This window comes from Paraburkholderia sp. MM5477-R1 (assembly GCF_050436385.1).
Taxonomy (GTDB): Bacteria; Pseudomonadota; Gammaproteobacteria; order Burkholderiales; family Burkholderiaceae; genus Paraburkholderia; species Paraburkholderia tuberum.
Genome location: NZ_JBNDMC010000003.1, coordinates 690516 through 714422, shown reverse-complemented (window position 1 = coordinate 714422; position 23907 = coordinate 690516). Strand labels below are relative to the sequence as shown.

18 protein-coding genes are annotated in these 23907 nt (G+C 66.1%); 5 read left to right on the top strand and 13 right to left on the bottom strand.

Annotated elements, in window-relative coordinates; genetic code table 11:
• Positions 1–90 precede the first annotated feature (90 nt).
• Entirely contained in the window at positions 91–588 is a 498-nt protein-coding gene (locus OKW35_RS06590) for a Dps family protein (protein ID WP_184034504.1), read from the top strand.
• Between the two features lie 233 nt (positions 589–821).
• Positions 822–1685, top strand: a complete 864-nt coding sequence (gene ubiA, locus OKW35_RS06585; protein WP_429551533.1) for a 4-hydroxybenzoate octaprenyltransferase — start codon at positions 822–824, stop codon at positions 1683–1685.
• A 131-nt stretch (positions 1686–1816) separates the two neighbouring features.
• On the opposite strand, the gene proC is transcribed toward ubiA, so the two are convergent.
• The 6 genes from proC to OKW35_RS06555 all read right to left on the bottom strand — a co-directional run bounded on the left by proC (position 1817) and on the right by OKW35_RS06555 (position 9029).
• Positions 1817–2632, bottom strand: a complete 816-nt coding sequence (proC, locus tag OKW35_RS06580) for a pyrroline-5-carboxylate reductase (RefSeq protein WP_184055565.1) — start codon at positions 2630–2632, stop codon at positions 1817–1819.
• 76 nt (positions 2633–2708) lie between these two features.
• Positions 2709–3407 carry a YggS family pyridoxal phosphate-dependent enzyme gene (locus tag OKW35_RS06575; protein ID WP_429551532.1) on the bottom strand — a complete coding sequence of 233 codons (699 nt, stop codon included), beginning with the start codon at positions 3405–3407 and terminating at the stop codon, positions 2709–2711.
• 36 nt (positions 3408–3443) lie between these two features.
• Positions 3444–4670, bottom strand: coding sequence for a glycolate oxidase subunit GlcF (glcF, locus tag OKW35_RS06570; RefSeq protein WP_184062304.1), 1227 nt, complete (start codon positions 4668–4670; stop codon positions 3444–3446).
• A gap of 8 nt (positions 4671–4678) precedes the next feature.
• Positions 4679–5767, bottom strand: coding sequence for a glycolate oxidase subunit GlcE (gene glcE, locus OKW35_RS06565; protein WP_090803095.1), 1089 nt, complete (start codon positions 5765–5767; stop codon positions 4679–4681).
• Between the two features lie 182 nt (positions 5768–5949).
• The gene (locus OKW35_RS06560; protein ID WP_090803097.1) at positions 5950–7443 is read right to left on the bottom strand and encodes an FAD-linked oxidase C-terminal domain-containing protein; all 1494 of its coding nucleotides are present in this window, start codon (positions 7441–7443) and stop codon (positions 5950–5952) included.
• A 167-nt stretch (positions 7444–7610) separates the two neighbouring features.
• The gene (locus OKW35_RS06555) at positions 7611–9029 is read right to left on the bottom strand and encodes an FAD-linked oxidase C-terminal domain-containing protein (protein ID WP_429551531.1); all 1419 of its coding nucleotides are present in this window, start codon (positions 9027–9029) and stop codon (positions 7611–7613) included.
• A gap of 223 nt (positions 9030–9252) precedes the next feature.
• Between OKW35_RS06555 and OKW35_RS06550 the strand changes: the two genes are divergently transcribed.
• A complete protein-coding gene (locus tag OKW35_RS06550) occupies positions 9253–9807 on the top strand; it encodes a cob(I)yrinic acid a,c-diamide adenosyltransferase (RefSeq protein ID WP_184062300.1) in 555 nt (184 codons plus the stop codon).
• Positions 9808–9861: 54 nt separating this feature from the next.
• On the opposite strand, the gene OKW35_RS06545 is transcribed toward OKW35_RS06550, so the two are convergent.
• From OKW35_RS06545 to aroG, 3 genes are all read right to left on the bottom strand, one after another.
• A complete protein-coding gene (locus OKW35_RS06545; protein ID WP_090803102.1) occupies positions 9862–10194 on the bottom strand; it encodes a helix-turn-helix domain-containing protein in 333 nt (110 codons plus the stop codon).
• On the bottom strand, positions 10191–10535 hold the full coding sequence (locus tag OKW35_RS06540; RefSeq protein ID WP_184055553.1) for a type II toxin-antitoxin system RelE/ParE family toxin: 345 nt from the start codon (positions 10533–10535) through the stop codon (positions 10191–10193). Before OKW35_RS06540 ends, OKW35_RS06545 begins: the two co-directional genes overlap by 4 nt.
• Positions 10536–10738: 203 nt before the next feature.
• Positions 10739–11812, bottom strand: a complete 1074-nt coding sequence (gene aroG, locus OKW35_RS06535) for a 3-deoxy-7-phosphoheptulonate synthase AroG (protein ID WP_090805593.1) — start codon at positions 11810–11812, stop codon at positions 10739–10741.
• A 58-nt stretch (positions 11813–11870) separates the two neighbouring features.
• Here aroG and OKW35_RS06530 point away from each other — a divergent pair, with 58 nt between their 5' ends.
• Positions 11871–12122, top strand: a complete 252-nt coding sequence (locus OKW35_RS06530; RefSeq protein WP_221311849.1) for a hypothetical protein — start codon at positions 11871–11873, stop codon at positions 12120–12122.
• A 106-nt stretch (positions 12123–12228) separates the two neighbouring features.
• Here OKW35_RS06530 and tldD read toward each other — a convergent pair whose 3' ends face one another.
• From tldD to OKW35_RS06515, 3 genes are all read right to left on the bottom strand, one after another.
• Positions 12229–13695 (bottom strand): metalloprotease TldD, encoded by a 1467-nt coding sequence (tldD, locus tag OKW35_RS06525; RefSeq protein ID WP_090803105.1) that lies wholly within the window; start codon positions 13693–13695, stop codon positions 12229–12231.
• Between the two features lie 87 nt (positions 13696–13782).
• The gene (locus tag OKW35_RS06520) at positions 13783–14646 is read right to left on the bottom strand and encodes a carbon-nitrogen hydrolase family protein (RefSeq protein ID WP_187611118.1); all 864 of its coding nucleotides are present in this window, start codon (positions 14644–14646) and stop codon (positions 13783–13785) included.
• 153 nt (positions 14647–14799) lie between these two features.
• Positions 14800–19062: a YhdP family protein gene (locus OKW35_RS06515; protein ID WP_429551530.1), complete on the bottom strand. Its 4263-nt coding sequence runs from the start codon at positions 19060–19062 to the stop codon at positions 14800–14802.
• Between the two features lie 252 nt (positions 19063–19314).
• Between OKW35_RS06515 and glnE the strand changes: the two genes are divergently transcribed.
• A complete protein-coding gene (gene glnE / locus OKW35_RS06510) occupies positions 19315–22110 on the top strand; it encodes a bifunctional [glutamate--ammonia ligase]-adenylyl-L-tyrosine phosphorylase/[glutamate--ammonia-ligase] adenylyltransferase (RefSeq protein WP_429551529.1) in 2796 nt (931 codons plus the stop codon).
• A 105-nt stretch (positions 22111–22215) separates the two neighbouring features.
• Here glnE and recN read toward each other — a convergent pair whose 3' ends face one another.
• Positions 22216–23883: a DNA repair protein RecN gene (recN, locus tag OKW35_RS06505; RefSeq protein ID WP_429551528.1), complete on the bottom strand. Its 1668-nt coding sequence runs from the start codon at positions 23881–23883 to the stop codon at positions 22216–22218.
• Positions 23884–23907 lie beyond the last annotated feature (24 nt).

Genomic DNA, 23907 nt, shown 5'->3' with positions numbered 1-23907 from the left:
GCATTCACGCTACACTGTCGAACGTTTTATTCGTGTTTTCGCTGACCGTCATCTGCCGACCGGTTCGTATCACTCTTCAAAGGAGTCATCATGGCCAAGAAAGAAGCGGCCGCAGCAGTACAGCACGTCAACATCGGGATCAGCGACAAGGATCGCAAGAAGATCGCCGAAGGGCTGTCGCGTCTGCTCGCCGACACCTACACGCTGTACCTGAAGACCCACAACTTCCACTGGAACGTCACGGGTCCGATGTTCAATACGCTGCACCTGATGTTCGAAACGCAGTACAACGAACTCGCGCTCGCGGTCGACTCGATCGCCGAACGCATCCGTGCATTGGGCGTGCATGCGCCGGGCAGCTACAAGGATTTCGCGAAGCTGTCGTCGATCCCCGAAGCGGACGGCGTGCCGGCCGCGGAAGACATGATCCGTCAGCTGGTCGAAGGTCAGGAAGCCGTGGTGCGCACCGCGCGCGCGATTTTCCCGTCGACGGAAGCCGCCAACGACGAGCCGACCGCCGACCTGCTCACGCAACGCATGCAGACACACGAAAAGACCGCATGGATGCTGCGCTCGCTGCTCGCCTGATTTGGCGCAGCTGAGCCGGTCGAGTCGAGTCCGATGCCGGCGCCGGCATCGCGCGCGCCGTGCTAAAAACGCACAAGCCTCCCTGCACGGGAGGCTTTGTTTTTTGCGCCGCTGCCGCACGACGCACAGATTCGAGCGCGTGGCACTTCGATACGCGGCCGCGCGAATCCTGGGCCGCCGTGCGCTTCCCGTAAAATAGGCGCACCGTGTTCGCACTTCACCGAATTCGTCCCATGTTCGCCCGACTTCCCCTGTATCTGCGCCTCGTGCGCATGGACAAGCCGATCGGCAGCCTGCTGCTGCTGTGGCCGACGCTCAACGCACTGTGGATCGCGTCCGGCGGTCATCCGTCGTGGCAATTGCTGGTGATCTTCACGCTCGGCACGGTGCTGATGCGCTCGGCCGGCTGCGCGATCAACGACTACGCGGACCGCGATTTCGACCGTCACGTGAAGCGCACCGAGAACCGGCCGATCACGTCCGGCAAGATCAATGCGTGGGAAGCGGTCGTGTTGGCAACCGCGCTGTCGCTGGTCGCGTTTCTACTGATTCAGCCGCTCAATGCATTGACCAAGGAGTTGTCGGTGGTCGCGCTGTTCGTCGCGGGCACGTATCCGTTCGTGAAGCGCTTCTTCGCAATTCCGCAGGCGTATCTGGGCATCGCGTTCGGCTTCGGTATTCCGATGGCGTTCGCCGCTGTGCAGGATCACGTGCCGCTGCTCGCGTGGGCGATGCTGGTCGCGAACATCTTCTGGGCCGTTGCGTACGACACCGAATACGCGATGGTCGATCGCGACGACGACATCAAGATCGGCATCCGGACGTCGGCGCTGACGTTCGGCCGTTTCGACGTGGCCGCGGTCATGCTGTGCTATGCGGTGACGCTCGGGATTTACGTCGGCATCGGCGTGACGCTCGGGTTTGGTCCGCTGTACTGGCTCGGCTGGGCGGTCGCGGTGGGTTGCGCGATCTATCACTACACGCTGATCCGCCATCGCGAGCGCATGCCGTGCTTTGCCGCGTTCCGTCACAACAACTGGCTCGGCGGCGCGTTGTTCGCGGGGATCGCCGCGCATTACGTGGTGGCTTCGTTTTAATTCGCGTCAGCGCTTTTCTGGCTTCAGACCGCTGCGTTTCTACACGCCGTAGGCGCCTGCCCTGATGAGAAGAAGGACAGTCGCGCTACGGCGTGTCTGTTTCCGCTGTTTCTTTTCGACGCCGGTTCGCGTTACTGCTTGCCGAACTCGTCGCCCATCTCGCGCGCCCGCGCGTCAGCGGCCAGTGCGCCGCGCACGATTGCGTCCTTGATGCCGCTCGCTTCGAACGAGGCGAGCGCTGCCGCGGTCGTGCCGCCTTTGGATGTCACGCGCTCGCGCAGCACGCTCGGCGGCTCGTCGGAATTGGCTGCGAGTTGCGCGGCGCCCGTGAAGGTCGCGACCGCCAGCGCGCGGCCCTGCGCTTCGTCCATACCGAGCTGGCGCGCGGCTTCCTGCAGCGCTTCGATGAAATAGAACACGTAGGCCGGCCCGCTGCCCGAGATCGCGGTGACCGCGTCGATCTTCGCTTCGTCGTCGAACCAGACGGTTTCGCCGACCGCGCCGAGCACCTGTGACGCGAGCGCGCGGCCCGCTTCGTCGACACTGCCGCTGGCGACGAGACCCGTGACGCCCCTGCCGATCAGCGCCGGCGTATTCGGCATCACGCGCACGATGCGGTTGTGGCCAGCGAGCCAGCGCGACATGTCGCCGATCCGAATGCCCGCGACGATGCTGACGACGAGTTGCGACGCGCGCAGATGCGGCGCCAGCGTCCCGGCGACGCTCTTCAGGATCTGCGGCTTCACCGCGAGCACGACCGCGTCGTAGTCGGCGAGCGTGACGTCGGCGGCCGCGCCGGTGCGGATGCCGAATTGCTGCTCGTTGCGCTGGCGCGCGTCTTCGTTCGGATCGACCGCGTACAGGTCCGCGGGCGCGACGCCCCGCTTGATGAGGCCGCCGATCAACGCCGCGGCCATGTTGCCGCCGCCGATAAACGCAATTTTCATGATGGTCCGGGTAGGTTCAGATGAGATGCGGTGAGGGCTTCGCGCAGCCAGGTTCGCGCAAGGCCCGTGGAAATGCTCAGCGCGAATAATCGCGTGCGCCGAAGATCGCGGTGCCGACGCGCACGATCGTCGCGCCTTCGAGCACGGCTGCTTCGAGATCGGCCGACATGCCCATCGACAGCGTATCGAGCGCGAGCCCGTCGTTACGCAAGCGCTCGAATAGCTCGCGCAATTGGCGATGCGGCGCGCGTTGTTCTGCGAGATCGCCGCCCGGTTCGGGAATCGACATCAGTCCGCGCAGCTTCAGCTTCGGCAGCGCGGCGATCTGCTGCGCGATAGCGGCCGCCTCGGCGATGGCGACGCCACTCTTCGACGCTTCACCGCTGACGTTGACCTGCAGGCACACGTTGAGCGGCGGCAGGTTGTCCGGGCGCTGCTCCGACAGCCGCTGCGCGATCTTCAGCCGATCGACCGAATGTACCCAGTCGAAATGCTCGGCGACGGGCCGCGTCTTGTTCGATTGCAGCGGCCCGATGAAATGCCATTCGAGCGACGCGCGCAGATCGGCAAGTGTCTGGATCTTGTCGAGCGCTTCCTGCACATAGTTTTCGCCGAACGCGTGCTGCCCGGCCGCATGAGCGGTGCGCACGGCATCGGCGGGAAACGTCTTGGAGACCGCGAGCAGCGTCACGGACTGCGCGTCGCGGTGGGCCGCTTGCGCGGCCCTGGCGATGCGCTCGTGCACGTCGGCGAGATTGTGAGGCAGATCGGACATGGAACGAACCGGTGTTCAGCGAAGACGATGCCCCGATTATACGGAGAGCATGTGCTCGACCAATTCGATCCAGTGCGCGACCGGCGTCGACGTGCCGCTTTGCAGATGCGCGATGCAACCGACGTTCGCCGACACGATCACCTGCGGCTCCTGCGCCTGCAAACGCTCGAGCTTCTGGTCGCGCAGCGCGTACGACATGCGCGGCTGCAGCAGCGAGTAGGTGCCGGCCGAGCCGCAGCACAGATGGCTGTCGGCGGGCAGGCGCACTTCGACGCCGAGCGCGCTGAGCAGTTGCTCGACCTTGCCGCGGATCTGCTGGCCATGCTGCAGCGTGCAGGGTGGATGAAACGCGACCGTGTGTACCGAGCGGCGGCGCGTGATGGCGACGAGCCGTTCTTCGAACTCGGGCAGGATCTCGGAGACGTCGCGCGTCAATTCGACGATGCGGCGCGCCTTCTCGGCATAGTTCGGATCGAGGCGCAGCAGGTGCGCGTATTCCTTGACCGTCGCGCCGCAGCCCGACGCGTTCATCACGATCGCTTCAACGCCCTGTTCGACGTAGGGCCACCATGCGTCGATGTTCGCGCGCAGGTCGTCGAGCGCTTCGTCGTGGTAGCCGAGGTGCAGGCGGATCGCGCCGCAGCAGCCGGCGTCGGGCGCGATCAGCGTTTCGATGCCGAGCGCATCGAACACGCGCGCGGTCGCGATGTTGACGTTCGGCATCATCGACGGTTGCACGCAGCCCGCCAGCATCAGCACCTTGCGTTCGTGTTTTGCGCTCGGCCATTCGAGCGGGTGCTGGCGCGCGGGCACCTTGTCGCGCAGCTTCTTCGGCAGCAGGCCGCGCACGTGCTGACCCAGCCGCATCGCCGGCGTGAAGATCGCGCTGTTCGGCAGCACGCTCGCGAGCAGGCGCCGCATCAGCCGCTGATTGAGCGGACGCGTGACTTTCTCTTCGGTGAGCTTGCGGCCGATTTCGACGAGCCGCCCATATTGCACGCCCGACGGGCAGGTCGACTCGCAATTGCGGCAGGTCAGGCAGCGGTCGAGGTGAACCTGCGTGCTGCGCGTGACCGGCGCGCCTTCGACCATCTGCTTGATCAGATAGATGCGCCCGCGCGGGCCGTCGAGCTCGTCGCCAAGCAGTTGGTAGGTTGGGCAGGTGGCGGTGCAAAAACCGCAATGCACGCATTTGCGCAGGATGGCGTCCGCTTCGTTGCCATCGGGCGTATTACGAATGAAGTCCGCGAGGTTGGTTTGCATCGCGTCGCTCAGAAGTCGGAGTAGAGACGGCCGCGGTTGAAGATGCGGGCCGGGTCGAATGCATGTTTGAGGCCGCGATGGATTTTCATCAGCGGCGCGGGCAGCGGTGTGAATACGCCGGCGCCGCGGTCGTAGCCGTGGCCGCTGCGGAAGATGGTCGCGTGGCCGCCGGCCTGTTTCGCGCTGATGCGCACGGTTTGCGCGTCGGTGTCGGTGATCCACCAGCGCTGGCCGCCGCCCCATTCCATCAGTTGCGCGCCGGGCAGCTGCAGCGGCTCGGTGATCGACGGTAGCGCCAGACGCCACAGCGCGGCCTTCGGTGGAATGCCCGCGAAAAACGAATCGGTCTGTTCGCGCAGGCCGGCCCAGAAGCGTTCAGCTTCGACCGCATCGACGACTTCGCCGCCGAGCCCGGTGCGCGCTGCCTTGACCGCGGCTTCCGCGCCGCCCAGGCGCACCGCGAGCGTGCCGTTGCGCCATGCGCTCGCGGTGATCGGCAGGGGCCGGCCGCCCCATTCGTTGAGCTTGCGTACCGCGTCGGTGCCGTTCATGTCGAACTTCAGCGTGGCTTCGACCTGCGGCCGCGGCAGCACTTTGACCGACAGCTCGAGGATCAGCCCGAGCGTGCCGAGCGAGCCCGCGAGCAGCCGCGACACGTCGTAACCCGCGACGTTCTTGACGACCTGGCCGCCGAAGTGCAGCACCTGCCCCTGGCCGTTCATCACGACGGCGCCGAGCACGAAGTCGCGCGCGGCGCCGACGGCCGGCCTGCGCGGCCCCGAAATGCCAGCGGCGATGCAGCCGCCGAAGGTGGCCTGCGGCCCGAAGTGCGGCGGCTCGAACGGCAGCATCTGGTTGTGCTCGGCGAGCGCGGCTTCGATTTCCAGCAGCGGTGTTCCCGCGCGCGCGGTGATCACGAGCTCGGCCGGATCGTACGCGATGATGCCGCGATAAGCGCGCGTGTCGAGGATCTCACCTTCCAGCGTCTGGCCATACCAGTCTTTGGTGCCGCCGCCGCGGATGCGCAGCGCGCGTCCCTCGGCGCTGGCCGAACGCACGCGTTCGGACCATACGGCGACGATGTCGTCCTCTTCCATGGTGTCCTGCTCGTTGTGTTTCGTTTGATTGTACCGGGCGGCGGCTCGCTGGCAAGCCGGAGCGCACCCGCATGACGGGGCGCGGCATCGGTCTGGAGGAGAGGGCGCAAAGCGCCGCGCAGGCCGCGCCAGCATCAGCGCGGGCGCGGCCAACGGTGGATGCGCGCTGCAAACGCCAGCCGCTAGAAGCGCGGCAGCTCGGGATGAGGCAGCAGGCCGCCGCGCACGTGCATCTTGCCGTATTCGGCACAGCGCGCCCGCGTCGGGATGCCCTTGTCGGGGTTCAACAGGCCGGGCGCGTCGAATGCTCGCTTGACCGCGTGGAACGTGTCGCGCTCTTCGGGCGAGAACTGCACGCACATCGAATTGATCTTCTCGATGCCGACGCCATGCTCGCCCGTCACCGTGCCGCCCAGCTCGACGCAAGCTTCGAGGATGTCGCAACCGAACAACTCGGCGCGATGCCACTCGTCCTGGTCGTTGCCGTTGAACAGGATCAGCGGGTGCATGTTGCCGTCGCCGGCATGGAATACGTTGATGCAGCGCAACTGGTAGGTCTTCTCCATCTCCTCGATGCGCGCGAGCAGCGGCCCGATACTGCGGCGCGGCACGGTACCGTCCATGCAGTAGTAGTCCGGCGAAATGCGGCCGGCGGCCGGAAACGCGTTCTTGCGCCCGGACCAGAAGCGCAGGCGCTCGGCTTCCGTGCGTGAAATCTGGATACGGGTCGCGCCGTGCTCGCGCAGCACCGCGGTCATGCGCACGATCTCGGCCGCGACTTCCTCGGGCGTGCCGTCCGATTCGCACAGCAGGATCGCCGCCGCGTCGAGGTCGTAGCCGGCGTTGACGAACTCCTCGACCGCGCGCGTGGCGGGCTTGTCCATCATCTCGAGGCCGGCCGGAATGATGCCCGCCGCGATGATGCCCGCAACGGCGTCGCCGCCTTTGACGACGTCGTCGAAGCTGGCCATGATGACCTGCGCGGTTTGCGGCTTCGGGATCAGCTTGACGGTGACCTCGGTGACGATCGCGAACATGCCCTCGCTGCCAATCAGCACCGCGAGCAGATCGAGCCCCGGCGCGTCGGGCGCGAGCGAGCCGAATTCGACGATCTCGCCTTCCATCGTGACCGCGCGCACGCGCAGCACGTTGTGCACGGTGAGGCCGTACTTCAGGCAATGCACGCCGCCCGAATTCTCTGACACGTTGCCGCCGATCGTGCAGGCAATCTGCGACGACGGATCCGGCGCATAGTAAAGACCATACGGCGCCGCGGCTTCGGAGATCGCCAGATTGCGCACGCCCGGCTGCACGGTCGCGATGCGCGCGTACGAGTCGACTTCGACGATCTTGCGAAAGCGCGCGAGCGATACCACCACGCCGTGCCGAATCGGCATCGCGCCGCCGGACAGCCCGGTGCCCGCGCCGCGCGGCACGATGGGCACCTCGAGGCGATGGCAGATCTGCACGATGCGCTGCACCTGCGATTCGGTTTCCGGCAACACGACCGCAAGCGGCAGACGCCGGTACGCGGCGAGTCCGTCGCATTCGTACGCGACGGTGTCTTCTTCGCGATACAGCAGACAGTGGGTCGGCAACACGGCCATCAGCGCCTGCACGACTTCGCGCTGACGCTGCGCGAGGACTTCGGCCGACAGTTCAGCGGGTGCATTCATGTGAGTTGTCTCCTCGTGGCTTGCGCCGGTCCGGCTTGCTGGTTCGAGCCGGCCGTTTCGTGCTGCCTGTTTCGTGCTGCCTGCTTCGCATCACTTGCGTGTTCAGCTTGGCGCGGTCGCCGCCGGGCGTGTCAGCGGTTTGCCGCGGCCGGCATGCGCAGTGTCGATCAGGCCGCCGCCCAGGCGAAAATCTTGCCCGGGTTCATCAGATTGCGAGGGTCTAGCGCGCGCTTGATGGAGCGCATCGTGTCGACCGCGACGTCGCCGTGCTCCTCGAGCAGAAAGCCCATCTTGTGCAGGCCGATGCCATGCTCGCCGGTGCAGGTGCCGTCCATCCGCAGCGCGCGCTGCACGATGCGATGGTTCAGGCGCTCGGCTTCCTCGAGCTCTTCGGGCTTGTCCGGATCGATCAGGATCGCGACGTGGAAGTTTCCGTCGCCGACATGGCCGACGATCGGGCAGGGCAGCGGCGACGCCAACAGATCCTGCTCCGTTTCGACCACACACTCCGCGAGACGCGAGATCGGCACGCAGACGTCGGTGGTGACCGCGCGCGAGCCGGGCTTCAGTTGCAGCATCGCGAAATAGGCGTTGTGACGCGCGTTCCACAGGCGGCTGCGGTCTTCGGGGCGCGTCGCCCATTCGAAGCCTTCACCGGCATTCTGTGCGGCGATTTCCTGCACGAGTTCGGCCTGTTCCTTGACGCCGGCCTCGGTGCCGTGAAATTCGAAGAACAATGTGGGCGCTTCGCGCAGTGTCAGATTCGAATGGCGATTGATCGAGCGGATCGCAAGTGAATCGACGAACTCGACACGCGCGATCGGCACGCCGATCTGAATCGTCTCGATGACCGCGCGCACCGCATCGCCCATCGACGGGAACGTGCACACCGCGGCCGACACCGCCTCCGGCTGCGGATAGAGGCGCAGCGTGATTTCGGTAATCACGCCGAGCGTGCCTTCCGAGCCGACGAACAGGCGCGTGAGGTCGTACCCCGCCGACGATTTGCGCGCGCGCGAGCCGGTCTTGATCACGCGGCCATCGGCGAGCACGACCGTCAGGCCGAGCACGTTCTCGCGCATCGTGCCGTAGCGCACGGCGTTGGTACCCGACGCGCGGGTTGCCGACATCCCGCCGATGCTCGCGTCCGCGCCGGGGTCGATCGGGAAGAACAGGCCGGTGTCGCGCAGCGCTTCGTTCAGTTGCTTGCGCGAGATGCCGGGCTCGACGGTGACGGTCAGGTCTTCGGCGTTGATCGACAACACCCGGTTCATTTCCGACAGATCGATCGACACGCCGCCTTGCACGGCAAGCAGATGTCCTTCGAGCGACGAGCCATTGCCGTACGGAATGATCGGCACGTCGTACTGGCCGCACAGCTTGACGGCGGTTTGCACGTCTTCGCTTGTACGCGCGAACACGACGGCGTCAGGCAGTTGCGGATCGAACGGTGATTCGTCGCGGCCGTGGTGCGCACGCACGGCTTCGGCAACGGAAACCCGATCGCCGAAAGCGGCTTTGAGCCGGTTCAGCAATTCGGCGGGAAACGGCCGGCGTAGCGGCGCCGGCGGCACGGGATGGTTCACGCATGTCTCCTGTGTCGACCGGAGTTAGCGCTTCAACGCTTGCTCCGGTCCCATGAAAGTTTCTTTAAATAACGGTCTGTTTGCAGCAAGTGTTTCATTTTACGCCGTTCGCCCGCCAGGCAGCGCTGGGTCGGCTTCCGCTCATATAATGGCGGCGATTTCGCGATGCGTGCAATATGGACAAACCAACTGGCAGCATCGTCACTAATACATGGGAGACGTCATGGGCAATCGCCTCAGCAAGATCGCCACTCGCACCGGCGACGACGGCACCACCGGTCTCGGCGACGGCCGCCGCGTGCGCAAGGACAGCGCGCGTATCGCCGCGATTGGCGACGTCGACGAACTCAATTCGAATCTCGGCGTGCTGTTGTGCGAGAACCTGCCCGAGAACGTACGCGCGGCGCTGGTCGCAATCCAGCACGACCTGTTCGATCTGGGCGGCGAGCTGTGCATTCCCGGTCACACGATGATTACCGAACAGCATCTCGCGCAGCTCGACGGCTGGCTCGCCGACTACAACGCCACGCTGCCGCCGCTGAAGGAATTCATTCTGCCGGGCGGTTCGCGCGCGGCCGCGCTCGCGCATGTGTGCCGTACCGTTTGCCGCCGCGCGGAGCGGACGATCGTCGCGCTTGGCGAACACGAGGCGCTGAACGCGGCGCCACGTCAGTACGTGAACCGGCTGTCCGATCTGCTGTTCGTGCTGGCGCGCGTGCTCAATCGCGCGGACGGCGGCACCGACGTGCTGTGGCAGCACGATCGCGGCGCGCCTTGAATGGCGACGCACATGTGCGCATGGACACGCACGGTGCGTCGCACGAGCCGAGGCTCAACCGACGGCGAGCGTGACCGGCTTGCCGATGCGGCTCAGCATTTCCACGAGCGTGTCGATCGTGAACTTGGTGGTTTTCTTGTTGACGACGTCGGACACGCGCGGGCGCGACACCATCAGGATTTCGGCCGCCTCGGCCTGCTTTAGATGATGCTGTTCGATCCACGTGGACAGCTCGGTCATCAGCTGTTCCTTGAGCAGCCGCGTGTCGTTGATCTGCTTTTGCGACGCCGCGTGAAGGCGCTTCGCTTCATCGGCGGAAAAACCGAGTTCGAGGAACACGTTCGCGCCGGCTCGCGTTACGTGACGAATGTTGGTGTCGATCGTCATGGCTGGGTGGTCCTGTAATGGGTGATGGCGCGGTAGCGCGTTTCGGCAATTCTTCTGTCGTGCGGTCCGAGCCTCTGCGTTTTCTTCTGAAAGCAATGCAGCACGTACAGCGCTTCGGCGTATTTCGTGACGTACATCACGCGAAAAATGCCGTCCTCGTCTCTGATACGAATTTCGCGCGTTCCCGCGCCGATAGACTCGAACGGTTTCCAGTCGTCAGGGTCGAGTCCTGACTGAATCTTGTGAAGCTGAAACCCTGCGAGACGACGCGCTTCGTTGGGAAAAGCGAGCAAATCACGGTAGCTGGAGCCTAACCAGCGAATTTCTTTTTCCTGCTCCATCGCCACTTCATGTATAAAATCTTATACGCATTCTCCAGCCTGGTCAAGCGTGTAAGCGACCAGGCAACGAGCTATGACGATATCGAGGCAGCAGGCTGAGTACCATTCGTCCGAATGGCCAATAAAAAAACCCGGTTCGATATTGAACCGGGTTTCTTCTACGGACTGCCGACAAGCCCCCGCAGTGGCGGCGGGGCAGGTGTTCAGTTGCCGCTGCCGCGCGCGACGCGGCGCTGCCTGACCGCTTCGGCAAGGCCTTCGAGCACCGCGACGCTCTCGTCCCAGCCGATACACGCATCGGTAATGCTCTGGCCGTACGTGAGCTCGCAGCCTTCCTGCAGATCCTGGCGACCCGCGACGAGGTGCGACTCCACCATCACGCCGACGATCCGCTCGTCACCCGCGGCGATCTGACGGCCGATGTCCGCGCACACCGGAATCTGGTTTTCGTGCTTCTTCGAACTGTTCGCGTGGCTCGCATCGATCATCAGACGCGCGGCGAGACCCGCCTTGCCGATGTCCGCGCAGGCCGCGTTGACGTTGTCGGCGTCGTAGTTCGGCGTTTTGCCGCCGCGCAGAATCACGTGGCAGTCCTCGTTGCCCGCGGTCGATACGATCGCCGAGTGGCCGCCCTTCGTGACCGACAGGAAATGGTGCGGCTGCGAGGCGGCCTTGATCGCGTCGACGGCGATCTTCACGTTGCCGTCCGTGCCGTTCTTGAAGCCGACCGGGCACGACAGTCCCGAAGCCAGCTCCCGGTGCACCTGCGATTCGGTCGTGCGCGCGCCGATGGCACCCCAGGAGATCAGATCCGCGATGTACTGCGGGCTGATCATGTCGAGGTACTCGGTGCCGGCCGGCAGGCCGAGTTCGTTGATGCGCAGAAGCAGCTCGCGCGCGGTGCGCAGACCTTCGTTGATCTTGAAGCTGTTGTCCATATGCGGGTCGTTGATGAGACCCTTCCAGCCCACCGTCGTACGCGGCTTTTCGAAGTACACGCGCATCACGACTTCGAGTTCGCCGGCAAAGCGCTTGCGCTGCTCGATCAGACGCCCCGCGTATTCGATCGCGGCCTTCGGATCGTGAATCGAGCACGGGCCGATCACGACGATCAGACGATCGTCCATACCGTGCAGAATGCGATGCATCGCGGTGCGCGAGTCGTAGATCACGTTGGAAACCGTCTCGTCGCAGGCAAATTCGCGGATCAGGTGAGCGGGCGGCGTGAGTTCCTTCAATTCGCGAATGCGGACATCATCGGTATTGTGCGGGGGCATGTTGTTCTCCTGAATCGGTTCGTAGCGTGTTCGCGCGGGCAACGGGGGCGATCAGTCAGTGATCAAACAGCGAGGCCAGAGCGGACGACGATCAAAAAATGGTCAACGACAAAATGTCAGTCAGGTATCGAAAAGCGTGAGACGAAAAAAAACCGCCAGGTTAGCTGGCGGTTTTTCGGGAATTCTCGGTGTCCTGCGTGCACTAACACCCCTCTCGATCCGCCAGCGGTCTGAGATACCAAAAAAAGTAAAAATAAAACTTGGCGGACATGGCGAAGTGAATGCGTCGCTGGTCAAAAAGGGTGAGTGAGTTTATAACCCGGTACAGGCTCGGCTGACAAGCTGGGGCGTCGAAAAATGCGGAAAACCCGCACACTTCGCGCCTTGCGTGCGCGAAGCGTGCATCCGTGACGAAATCAGGCCGTGCCGCCGACCGTCATCCGCTCGATGCGCAGCGTCGGTTGACCGACGCCCACCGGCACGCTCTGGCCTTCCTTGCCGCACACGCCCACGCCCGAATCGAGCTTCATGTCGTTGCCGATCATCGTGACGTACTTCAGCGATTCCGGTCCGCTGCCGATCAGCGTCGCGCCCTTGACCGGATACGTGATCTTGCCGTTCTCGATCATGTACGCCTCGGAGGCCGAGAACACGAATTTGCCGTTCGTGATGTCGACCTGACCGCCGCCGAAGTTCACCGCATACAGGCCGTTCTTCACGGACGCGAGGATTTCTTGCGGGTCCTTGTCGCCGTTCAGCATGTACGTGTTGGTCATGCGCGGCATCGGCAGCGCCGCGTACGATTCGCGCCGTGCGTTGCCGGTGACCGGCATCTTCATCAGACGCGCGTTCAGGGTGTCCTGGATGTAGCCCTTCAGGATGCCGTCCTCGATCAGCGTCGTGCACTGGGTCGGATTACCTTCGTCGTCGATATTGAGCGAGCCGCGACGATTCGGCAGCGTGCCGTCGTCGACCACGGTGACGCCCTTCGCGGCGACCTGCTCGCCGATGCGTCCCGCGAATGCCGACGACCCTTTGCGGTTGAAGTCGCCCTCGAGCCCGTGGCCGATCGCCTCGTGCAGCAGCACGCCGGGCCAGCCCGGCCCGAGCACGACGGTCATCGCGCCGGCCGGCGCCGGACGCGCGTCGAGATTGACGAGAGCGGCGTGCACCGCATCGTCGACATAGCGCGACAGCACTTCATCGGTGAAATAGCCGTAGTCGAAACGCCCGCCGCCGCCGCCGCTGCCGATTTCGCGGCGGCCGTTCTGCTCGGCGATCACCGTCACCGAGACACGCACGAGCGGCCGGATGTCGGCCGCGAAGCCGCCGTCGCTGCGCGCGACCAACACCACGTCGTATTCGCCGGCGAGGCCCGCCATCACCTGCTGGATGCGCGGGTCGCGGCCGCGCGCCATCTGCTCGATGCGCTCGAGCAGTTTGACCTTGGCGGTGGCGTCGAGCGAATGCAGCGGGTCGGACGGCAGGTACAGATCGCGCCCGGCGATGCCGGTCAGCGACGACGCCACCTGGATCTTCTGCTTGCCGCCGCCTGCCTTGGCGATCGCGCGCGTCGCGATGGCCGCCTGGCGGATCGCTTCGGGCGACAGATCGTCCGAGTAGGCGAACGCGGTGCGCTCGCCCGACACGGCGCGCACGCCGACACCCTGATCGATGCTGAAGCTGCCCGACTTCACGATGCCTTCCTCGAGACTCCACGCTTCGCTGCGGGTGGTCTGGAAGTACAGGTCCGCGTAGTCGACGCGGTGCGTGAAGATTTCGGCGAGCGTGCGCGTGAGCAGCGATTCGTCGAGACCATAGGGCGTGAGGAGGATGTCCTTGGCGGCGGCGAGATTACGGATACCGGGTTCGATGATGTTCATGCGAAGTATGTTCTGCTCGATACGAAGGGGTCGGGGAGCGCCTGCGTCGCTATATGCGTGGCAGGCGCCGCAGTTTCAATGTCGGTGTCAGGTCAGCACGCGATGACGCCATGCCGGCAGGCTCTGCCGCACTTCGTCGATGCGCGCGCGTTCGAGGTTGCCCGCGACCACGCCGGCGCCCTCGTCGCGCACCGCGACGATCTCGCCCCACGGGTCGATCAGCATGCTGTGGCCCCAGGTGCGGCGGCCGTTTTCATGTTTGCCGCCTTGCGCCGCGGCGAGCACGTAGCACTGGTTTTCGATCGCGCGAGTGCGCAGCAGCAGCTCCCAATGCGCGCGGCCGGTCGTGTAGGTAAACGCCGACGGCACCACGATCAGCGCGCAGTCGCCCATGCGCCGGTACAGCTCGGGAAAGCGCAGATCGTAGCAGACCGACAGGCCGACCCGGCCGAATGGCGCCTCGAAGCTTTGCACCGAGGTGCCGGGTCGAATCGTGCGCGCTTCGTCGAACGATTCTTCGCCCTTTTCGAAGTTGAACAGGTGGATCTTGTCGTAGCGCGCGGCCTCGTTGCCGCTCGGGTCGAACACCAGCGTCGTGTTCAGTACGCGCGACGGCTCCGGTGCGTTCAGCGGCAGGGTGCCGCCGATCACCCAGATCTGGTGGCGGCGCGCGGCGTCGGCGAGAAAGCGTTGGATCGGGCCGTCCTGATGTGGCTCGCGCACGGCGAGCTTGTCGGTGTCCTTGAAGCCCATGAAACAGAAATACTCGGGGAGCAGCACGAGTTGCGCGCCGTCGGCGGCGGCTTCGGCGATCAGGCGCTCTGCGTCGGCGAGATTGCGATCGCGATCCGGCGAGCTGACCATCTGCAGCGCGGCGACCCGGAAGGGGCTGGCTACAAGGCCGCTGGAGGTTGCGGCGGATGCGGATGAAGTGACGTGTGTTTCGCTCATGAGCGTGTCGAAAGACTCCCGGCGGGCGGCGGTGTGAAGCGCGGGCGCCGCATGCATGGTTCTGGGCTGGCTCGGCCCCGTTGGCGCATTGAGTCGATAGAGCGGCACGAGCGGCCGCGTGTTTCGAGACGGCGGCGCCAGGGAAACCGGAGCTCAGTGCGCTTGCACGGTCGAAGCCGGAGCGTCAATCTTACCCCGTTCGCCCGTCACCCGCTCGACGTGCGGTTTCGACCACGAGCCGGTGATCGCGTAGTCGCGCGCGAATACGTGCGACACCCCATGCGTGAACGCGATATCGGCGATCAGCGCGCCGAGGCCGATCAGCGGATTGATGACCGTCGCGGCGATCACCGCGGAGCCGGCGCTGACGGTCGGCACTACGTGCAGGTGCAGGTCCTGGCTCTTCTGCGCGATGTCGACCGAGCCCACCATCTCGGCGCGGGCCGGCGCGGTCACCATCCTGAAGTTGTCGGTGCGGGCGATGCCGTCATGAATCTGCGCGGTACCCGTCACGCTCGAGAACGGCAGGCCCTCGCCGATCACATCGCGGAAATTGAGTGTGGCGATGCGCGCGAGGCTTTGCAGGCTCAGCACGCCGAGCAGCGTCGCGACGCCCGGATCGACCTTCAGGATCTGACCGTGGTGTAGATCCAGCGCGAGGTTGCCGTTCAGCGTCGAATAGTCGATCGTGGTCGGGCCGCCCTGCCACACGGCCTTGCCCTGAATCGAGCCGGTGCCGCCCCGGAGCGTCCTCGGCAGACCGAAGCGCTCGAGCATTGCGCCGGCATCCTTGATGTCGAGCTTGAAATCGAACACGGTGCGGCGCGGCATGGCTTCGTCGGCCGAGATGGGCAGTTCGGTCGAGGTACGCCAGTTCGCGGTCGCGGTCAGCGTCGCGGTGGGGTTCGTCACGTCGAGCTTGTCGAGCTGCCAGACCGGCACGCCGTTTTCTTCGAAGTTGTGCGCGTCGACCTCGAGCCGGCCGACGTTGCGATCGTGCACGATCAGCTCGTCGACGACCAGATCGATCGACGGCATGTTCAGCGCGGGCGCCGACATCGCCGGACCGAGCAGGTCCTTGTCCGCGACCGACGGAATCACGACGCGCGCGAAGCGCGCCTGCAGTTCGCCCGGCGATTCGCGGGTCGCTCCCGGCAGCCACGACACGTGGCCTGACACCTGATTCGACGCGATGTTCGCCTGCCACGTGCGGTCCGCGTGCGACGCGCCGACGATCACGTTGTCCCAGTGACGCTTGAGCAGCGTAAGCATGTCGATGTGCAGCGCGAAGCGGTTCGGCAGGAACTGCGTGAGCATGGGATTCGGCACGGCCGTAGGCGCGGCCGCGGGTGTGGCCGCGCTGCTGGCGGTATTGCCGCCGTTCGCAGCGCCGTTCACGCCATTCGCCCCGCCCGCGCTCACGCCCGCGCGCAGCTGCGCGGCGAGCGCGCGCCAGGCGTCGGCATCGATCTCCTTGATGTCCGCCGCGGCGACCACGCCCTCGGACGGCAGGTCGACCGGCCGGTTCACGCCGATCGCGCCGCGCACGACGGTCGGTGACGTACGCGGCTGCGCGTTCGGCCGATAGCGCAGCAGATACGCGGCGGCGACCGGCCCCAACGTCAGGTCGGCGCGTTCGAGGCCGGCTTCGCCCGGCAGCGTCGACGGATTGACCGAGAAGTGCAGCGGCATCGGCGTGCCGGCAGTCTTTTTGAACGGCGCTGGAAAATCGAGCCCGAGGCCGCTCAGATCAGAGTTGGCGCTGACCTCCGGCAGGCGGCCCTTCGCGCCGGTGACGCGCAATGCATAAGGCGCGCTGCCGCTCATATGCGTGAGCACCTGTGCGGCCGGGCCATGCAGATGCAGTTCGCGCGCGGCATCGACGGCGATGTGGCCGTTGAGCGCGAGCGCGTACGTGCCGTCTTGCCGCAAGCCGCCGTTCGCATGCACGTCACCGCCGAGGAACTGGCCGGAGAGCCGCTCGACCTCGGCCGTGCGTTCGGTGAAGCGCACCCGGCCGTTCAGCTGCGACAGCGACGGCGCATTGCTCACGCTCAGGCGATTGTTCTGGAAGCCGAGCGCACCTTCCACGCCGATATGCGGCTTCGGCGTACGCGGGATCGTCAGCTTCAGCGCGAGCGACGCGGGCCCTTGCGCGCGAATCTTTTCGGTCTGGTGCCGCGCCATGATGCCGAGCGAGCTGCCGTTCACGTAGTCGAGCATATCGGCGAGCGGGCCGCGGCCGTTGCCCTCTATGGTGAGGTTCGAGCCTTTGGTGCCGAGGTCGTCGATGCGGCCGTTCACGCCGGTCAGCGCGACGCGCTTGTAACGGCCGCGGTCGATGTCGAAGCGCAGCACGTTCTGCCTGAGCTCGAACACGCCGTCGATGCCGTCGAGCGGCGGCCAAACGTTTGGCGTGCCGTTGCGCATGTTGCGCGGCGGGAACGGCGTCGGATCGAACTTGCCGCCGGTGAACGGCGCGACGATGTGGAAGATGCCGGCGTCGGGGTCGCGCGCGTAGGGGAACTTGGTCAGGTCGCCGTGCACTTCGATCGTGCCGCCACGCGACACGCCAGCCTGCAAGCCGTGGCCGAGGTAAATGCGCAGCTTTTCGCTGACCGCGGTCGGCAGATAGCGGGCGATGTGCGTCACCTGCGCGCGCTGGAAGTCGGCTTTCAGGTCGAGCGAGCCGCGGCCGTGGCCGGGATTGCTGTAGCTCGCAGTCGCGCTCGCCTCGACGTCAGGGTTCGATACGCTGAAATCGTTGAGCTTGACCGCGAACGCGGGACGCGTGTCGCCCGGTGCCTTCGTGCCCATCGTCCAGTCGGCGCGGCCGTGCAGACGCGCAAGCGTGAGACGCGGATCGTCGAACACGCCCGGCAGCGTGATCGCCACGTTGGTCGTATTGAAGTTCGCGTGGCCGCCTTTTTCATCGGCGTCGACGTTGCCCCACAGGTTTTCGATGCCGGGAACGCCGGCGCGCGGGTGGCCGCGCGGCGTCAGGCCCGGCCCCGGCTCCTGGGCGGCAAAGCTGATGCCCTGCAAATCGCCCTTGAAGCGATAACGCTCGATCGGTTCAACACCCGTCGGCCGATGGTCGCTGCCCACTTCTCCGGATTCCGGCTTGCCGCGCTCGAGCTCGATCACGTAGTTCGCGACGCGCCCGCGCGGATTGATGCGCACGAGTTCATTGAGAAAGTGCCGCGGCAGCGGCAGCGCGCGGCTGAATTCGGCGAGGATGCCGAGATCGACGCGATCGCCGCTGACGCTCAAAAGCTGCCCATGCTGCTGCGAGGCCATCCGATAGCGGCTGTCGAGGGTCCGGAAGCGCAGGATGCGCGCGAGCGGCGTGCCGTCTTCGAGCGGCGGCTGGCCGAGCTCGGCACGCAGGTCCGACAGCTGCAGCCGGTACTCGCCTTCGTTTGCCTCGACGCGCCACAGAAAGTGGGTGATCGGCACGAGCAGCCTTGGCTGGGTCGGGCGCACGCGCATCGCGACGTCGTAACCGCTCAACTGGCCGGTCGCCTGGGTCATGCGGCCTTCGCTGAAGTCGATCCAGATTGCATTGTCGATGCGGCCGGCGAACGTCTCGATCGGGAACTGGATGTAGCGCGCGAGCGTCGGCAGATCGACCGGGCCCGTCGACATGTACACCTGCCCGCTCCAGTTGATCGGCTTGCCGAGCGCCGAGAGCGGCGCGTGGCGGAAGTGCGTGCGGAAGTCGAGCGGGCCTTTCAGCACCTGGCCGTCGGGTGGCGCCTGCAGCGCCATGCGGTGGTCGCGGCCGTCATTGAGGATCGCGATGCGGATGTCACGCAGCGCCAGTTCGGGTTCGTTGCGCGTCGCGTCGCGCCAGCGCAGCACGCCGCCGCGCACGACGATCGCCTGCTGACGCAACAACCAGGTGGACAGCGCGTCGTTGCCGCTGTGGCGCGTCGGCACCGGCACGCCCGCGACCGACAGCACGCCGTCCTCGCTGCGCGACACCAGCACGTCCGGCTGATCGACGATCAGGCTCGACAGCGCCAGATGAAACTCCCACAGCGAGCGCCAGGACACCGACGCGGTGGCGTGCGGAATCGTCAGCGCGGGTTGGCCGTCGTGATCGCGGATGACGAGATTCGTGACATCGAGCCCTGGCTGGAAGCCGCTCCAGTGCGGCGCGAGCCGGCCGATCGTGAATTGGGTGCGCAGCTTGTCGGAGACTGCGGCTTCGATGCGCGGCCGGAACATGTCGGCGCGCGGCAGCACCACGTAGCGCAAACCCAGAAACAGTCCGCCCGCGATGAAATAGAGGACGAGCGCGAGCGCGGCGAGCACGCGCAACGTCCGACGCAGCACGATGTGGTCGCTTCCGCTCACATGCCGGACCTGCGGTGGGGCTTGCGGGTCGGCGGATTCGTTTCGCTCGGACATGCTGCGGCGGCTGGGCGTATGGTAGTTTTGCGTGTTAACGACGAAATGTATCACATGGGAAAGCGTCGGCGGACCTCCTGCAAACCCTGTCCGACGGCCCGTGACGGCGATTGGCGAGGCCGTCCGGCACGCTTGTCGCCGCATGCCGATGGCACGACGGAACGACACGACAACGACCCCGGAACGACACCCGGACACCGTCAGAATACCGCCGGACAAATTCGATCAAGCAACGAGCGAGCCAGATTTTTGATGACTGACGCCACCCTCCTGAGTTCCAGCTATTCGCACTATGCCGCGCGCGCCGCCGCGGCCCGCCCGCAACTGGTCGCGCATGTCGGCGCGCTGGCCGACGAACCGCTGACGCGCGAGCGCATCGACGCGCGTCTCGACGAACTGTGCGCCGAGGCGGCGGGCCCAGCCGGTGCGCCGGTCAACGAAGATGCGCTGAAGCGCGCGCTGCGGCAGCTGCGCACCGAAGTATTCTGCGCGGTGATGGAGCGCGACCTGGCCGGCGAGGCCGATATCGCCGAAGTCACCGGCGCGATGACCGATCTCGCGGAAACGACGATCCAGCGCGCGCTGACGGTGCTGAGCGCCGAGCTCGAAGCGCTGTATGGCGAGCCGCGCGACCAGCAGGGCGAACGGCTCACGCTCGGCGTGGTCGGTATGGGCAAGCTCGGCGGGCGCGAGCTGAACGTGTCGTCGGATATCGACCTGATCTTCGTCTATGAGGACGACGGCGAGACCGCCGGCGGCCAGCGCCCGCCGCTCGCGACCCAGGAGTTCTTCACGCGGCTCGGCAAGCGGCTGATCGGCGCGCTCGCCGAAGTCACCGCCGACGGCTACGTGTTTCGCGTCGATATGCGTCTGCGGCCGAACGGCGATTCGGGGCCGCTCGTATGCAGCCTCGGCATGCTCGAAGAGTATTTCTATGTGCAGGGCCGCGAGTGGGAGCGCTACGCGTGGATCAAGGGCCGGCTCGTGTCCGAGGGCGCGAGCGCCTCGGCGCAGCGGCTGCAGAAGCAGCTCGGGGCGATCGTCACGCCGTTCGTCTATCGACGCTATCTGGATTTCGGCGTGATCAGCGCGATTCGCGCGCTGCATCTGCAGATCCGCCAGGAGGCGCAGCGCCGCGCGTCGATGCGCCCCGACAAGGCCGACGACATCAAGCTCGGCCGTGGCGGCATCCGTGAAATCGAATTCAGCGCGCAGGTGTTCCAGCTGATCCGCGGCGGCCAGGACGCCGGCTTTCGCGTGCGGCCGACGCTCGCCGTGCTGCGCCACGCGGCCACGAATGGGTTGATGGATCCGTCGGTGTGCGTGAAGCTGTCGCAGGCGTATCGCTTTCTGCGGGAGCTCGAGCATCGTTTGCAATATCGCAACGACGCGCAGACCCACGCGATGCCCGTCGATGCCGAAGACCGCATGGCGCTCGCGCGCGTGATGGGCTGCGACGACTACCCGCAATTGATGACGAAGCTCGACGCGCATCGCGAGTTCGTCGAACAGCAGTTCGACCAGATTTTCGCCGACAAGGTGGGCGGCCGCGACGGTTGCGGCGCGCCCGAGGACGGCGCGGCCGCGTGGGTGTGGAGCAGCGCGCTCGCCGACGATAGCGCCGACGACGCACTGCGCGCGCGCCTCGTCGAACTGGGGGTGGCCGAGCCCGGTGAGCTGCTCGCCCGGCTGCAGGCGGTGTGGCGCTCGTCGCGCTACACGGGCCTGAACGAGCGCAGCCGGCAGCGTTTCGACATCGTCGCGCAGCGCGCGCTCGAAGCCGCGCGTACGCTGGAGCCGGCCGGGCGGCGCGGCGATACGGTCGCGCGCCTGTTCGATCTGCTCGAAGCGGTGAGCCGGCGCGGCGCGTATCTGGCGCTTCTGACCGAGTATCCGCAGGCGCTGCACCAGGTGCTGTCGGTGCTGGGCGGCTCGCGCTGGGCGGCCGGCTATCTGATCCGCCATCCGCAGCTGCTCGACGAGCTGCTCGACGTCGAGGCGATCAACAGTCCGTTCGACTGGGCTGAATTCAAGCGTACGTTGCGTTTGCGGCTCGCCGCCGCCGATGGCGTCGAGCAGCAGATGGATCTGCTGCGTCACGCGCATCAGGCCGAGGTGTTCCGCATTCTGCTGATCGATCTTGCCGGCAAGCTGTCCGTCGAGCACGTCAGCGACCGGCTGTCCGAGCTCGCCGACGCAGTGCTCGACGTGACGATCGAAGCCGTGTGGAAGCAGTTGGCCAAACGTCATCGCGACGTGCCGCGCTTCGCGGTGATCGCCTACGGCAAGCTCGGCGGCAAGGAGCTCGGCTACGCGTCGGACCTCGACGTGATCTTCCTGTACGACGATCCCGGCGATGCCGCCGCCGACGTCTACGCAACCTACACACGGCGTCTGATCACATGGCTGACCACCGCGACCGGCGCCGGCACATTGTTCGACATCGACCTGCGGCTGCGGCCCAACGGCGAGTCGGGCCTGCTCGTCACCGACCTCGATGCGTTCCGTCGCTACCAGCTGCGCGAGGGCGACGCGGCGAATACCGCGTGGGTGTGGGAGCATCAGGCGCTGACGCGTGCGCGCTACTGCGCGGGCGATCCGGAGATCGGCGCGAAGTTCGAGGCGATCCGCGAACAGGTGCTGACGACGCCGCGCGAAGCGGCGCCGCTCGCGAAAGAGATCGTCGAGATGCGCGCGCGTGTCGAGGCGGGACACCCGAACCATACGCCGGCGCTGTTCGACCTGAAGCACGACCGCGGCGGCATGGTCGATATCGAGTTCACCGTGCAGTACTGGGTGCTGCTGCATGCGGCGCGCGATCCCGAGCTGATCCGCAATACCGGCAATATCGCGCTGCTGCGTGAGGTGTCGCGTTTCGGGCTGATGAGCGAAGCGGAAGCGGAGACGGTCGGCGCCGCCTATCGGCGCTATCGCAAGCTGCAGCACACGCTGCGGCTCGATGGGATGGAGAAGGCGCGGGTCGATCCGGCGCTGGTCGCAGCCGAGCGCGAGGCGGTGCTGGCGTTGTGGAAGAGGGTGTTTGGGTAAGGGCGCTCACGCACTTCGCGTAGCGCATCATGCGCGGCCGGGATCGGTGTGACGTCCCGGCCAAGCCGACTCAGCCGTGTGCGGCCGCCTATGCGCGGCGCAATTTCAGGCGGCCAGCATTTCCTTCGCGTGCTTGCGCGTGGTCGCCGTGATTTCGAGGCCACCGAGCATTCGCGCGACTTCCTCGATGCGGCTCGCCTTGTCGAGCGAGCTCACGCTGCTGAGCGTGCCGCCGGTGCCGTTGCTCGTCTTTGCGACCTGGAAATGATGATCGCCGCGCGCGGCGACCTGCGGCAGATGGGTCACGCACAGCACCTGGCGCGCCTCGCCGAGCTGATGCAATAGCCGTCCGACCACTTCGGCCACGCCGCCGCCGATGCCCGTATCCACTTCGTCGAAGATCAGGGTCGGTGTCGGGCTGGCCGCGCTCGCGATTACTGCGAGCGCGAGACTGATACGCGCGAGTTCGCCGCCTGACGCAACCTTCGCGAGCGGCCGCAGCGGCACGCCGGCATGACCGGCGACGCGGAACTCGATCTGCTCGAGCCCGTGCGCGCCACCTTCGGGCAGCGGCACCAACGCGACGTCGAAGCTGCCGCCTTTCATCGACAGTTCCTGCATGCCGGTCGTGACCGCCTCGCCGAGCGCCTTGCCTGCTTTCGCGCGTGCCTTCGACAGCTTTTTCGCCTCGGCGACGAACACTTCCTTCGCTTGCGCCTCGGCGGCGCGCAGGCCGTCGAGGTCGGCGGCGGCGTCGAGCGCGGCCAATTGCTTGCGCCGCTCGGCGTGTTCTTCCGGCAGCGTCTCGGGCCGCAGGCGGAACTTGCGCGCGGCCGAGTGCAGCGCGTCGAGGCGTTTTTCGACCTGCGCGAGCCGCTCCGGATCGAGCTCGAGCTTCTGCGCGTAGTGGCTCAGCGAATACGCGGCTTCCTGCAACTGGATTTCGGCCGGTTCGAGCGCGGCGAGCACGTCGTTCAGCGCCGGATCGATCTCCGCGAGGTCGCGCACCTTCGACACGATCGAGCCGAGATGCGTGATCATCGCGTCGTCCGATTCGGACAGCGCGCCGAGCGCTCCCTGCACGCCGTCGATCAGATTCGCGGAATGCGACAGCCGCCGATGCTCGGTGTTGACTTCTTCCCATTCGCCCGGCTGTGGCGCGAGCTTGTCGAGTTCGGTGAGTTGCCACGCGAGTCGCTCGCGTTCGAGTTGCAGCTCGCGATCGCGCGTTTGCGCGTGCTCGACGACCTGCGCCTTGTCGCGCCACGTGCGCCACGCGCGCGTGACGGCGGCGGCCAGGTCGGACAGGCCCGCGTGCGTGTCGAACAGCTCGCGCTGCGCGTCCGGGCGAATCAGCAACTGGTGCGCGTGCTGGCCGTGAATATCGACGAGCATCTCGCCGACCTCGCGCAGCTGCGCGAGCGTGGCCGCCGTACCGTTGATGAACGCGCGCGAGCGGCCGTTCGCGTCGACCACCCGCCGCAGCATCACGGTGCCGCCGTGCTGGCCGTCGTCGGCCGCGCCGAGCGCCTGGGTGTCGAGCCATTGATCGACCTGTGCGTGCGTCTCGAACTCCGCGGTGATGTCGGCGCGGCTCTCGCCGGTGCGCACGACGCTCGCCTCGGCGCGCGCGCCTAGTGCCAGCGCGAGCGCGTCGATCAGGATCGATTTGCCGGCGCCGGTTTCGCCCGAGAAAACGGTAAAGCCGCTGTCGAATTCGAGGTCGAGCGCGGCGACGATGACGAAGTCGCGTATCGAGAGGTGGCGAAGCATGGAGGTCGTCGGGTGAGCTTGGGA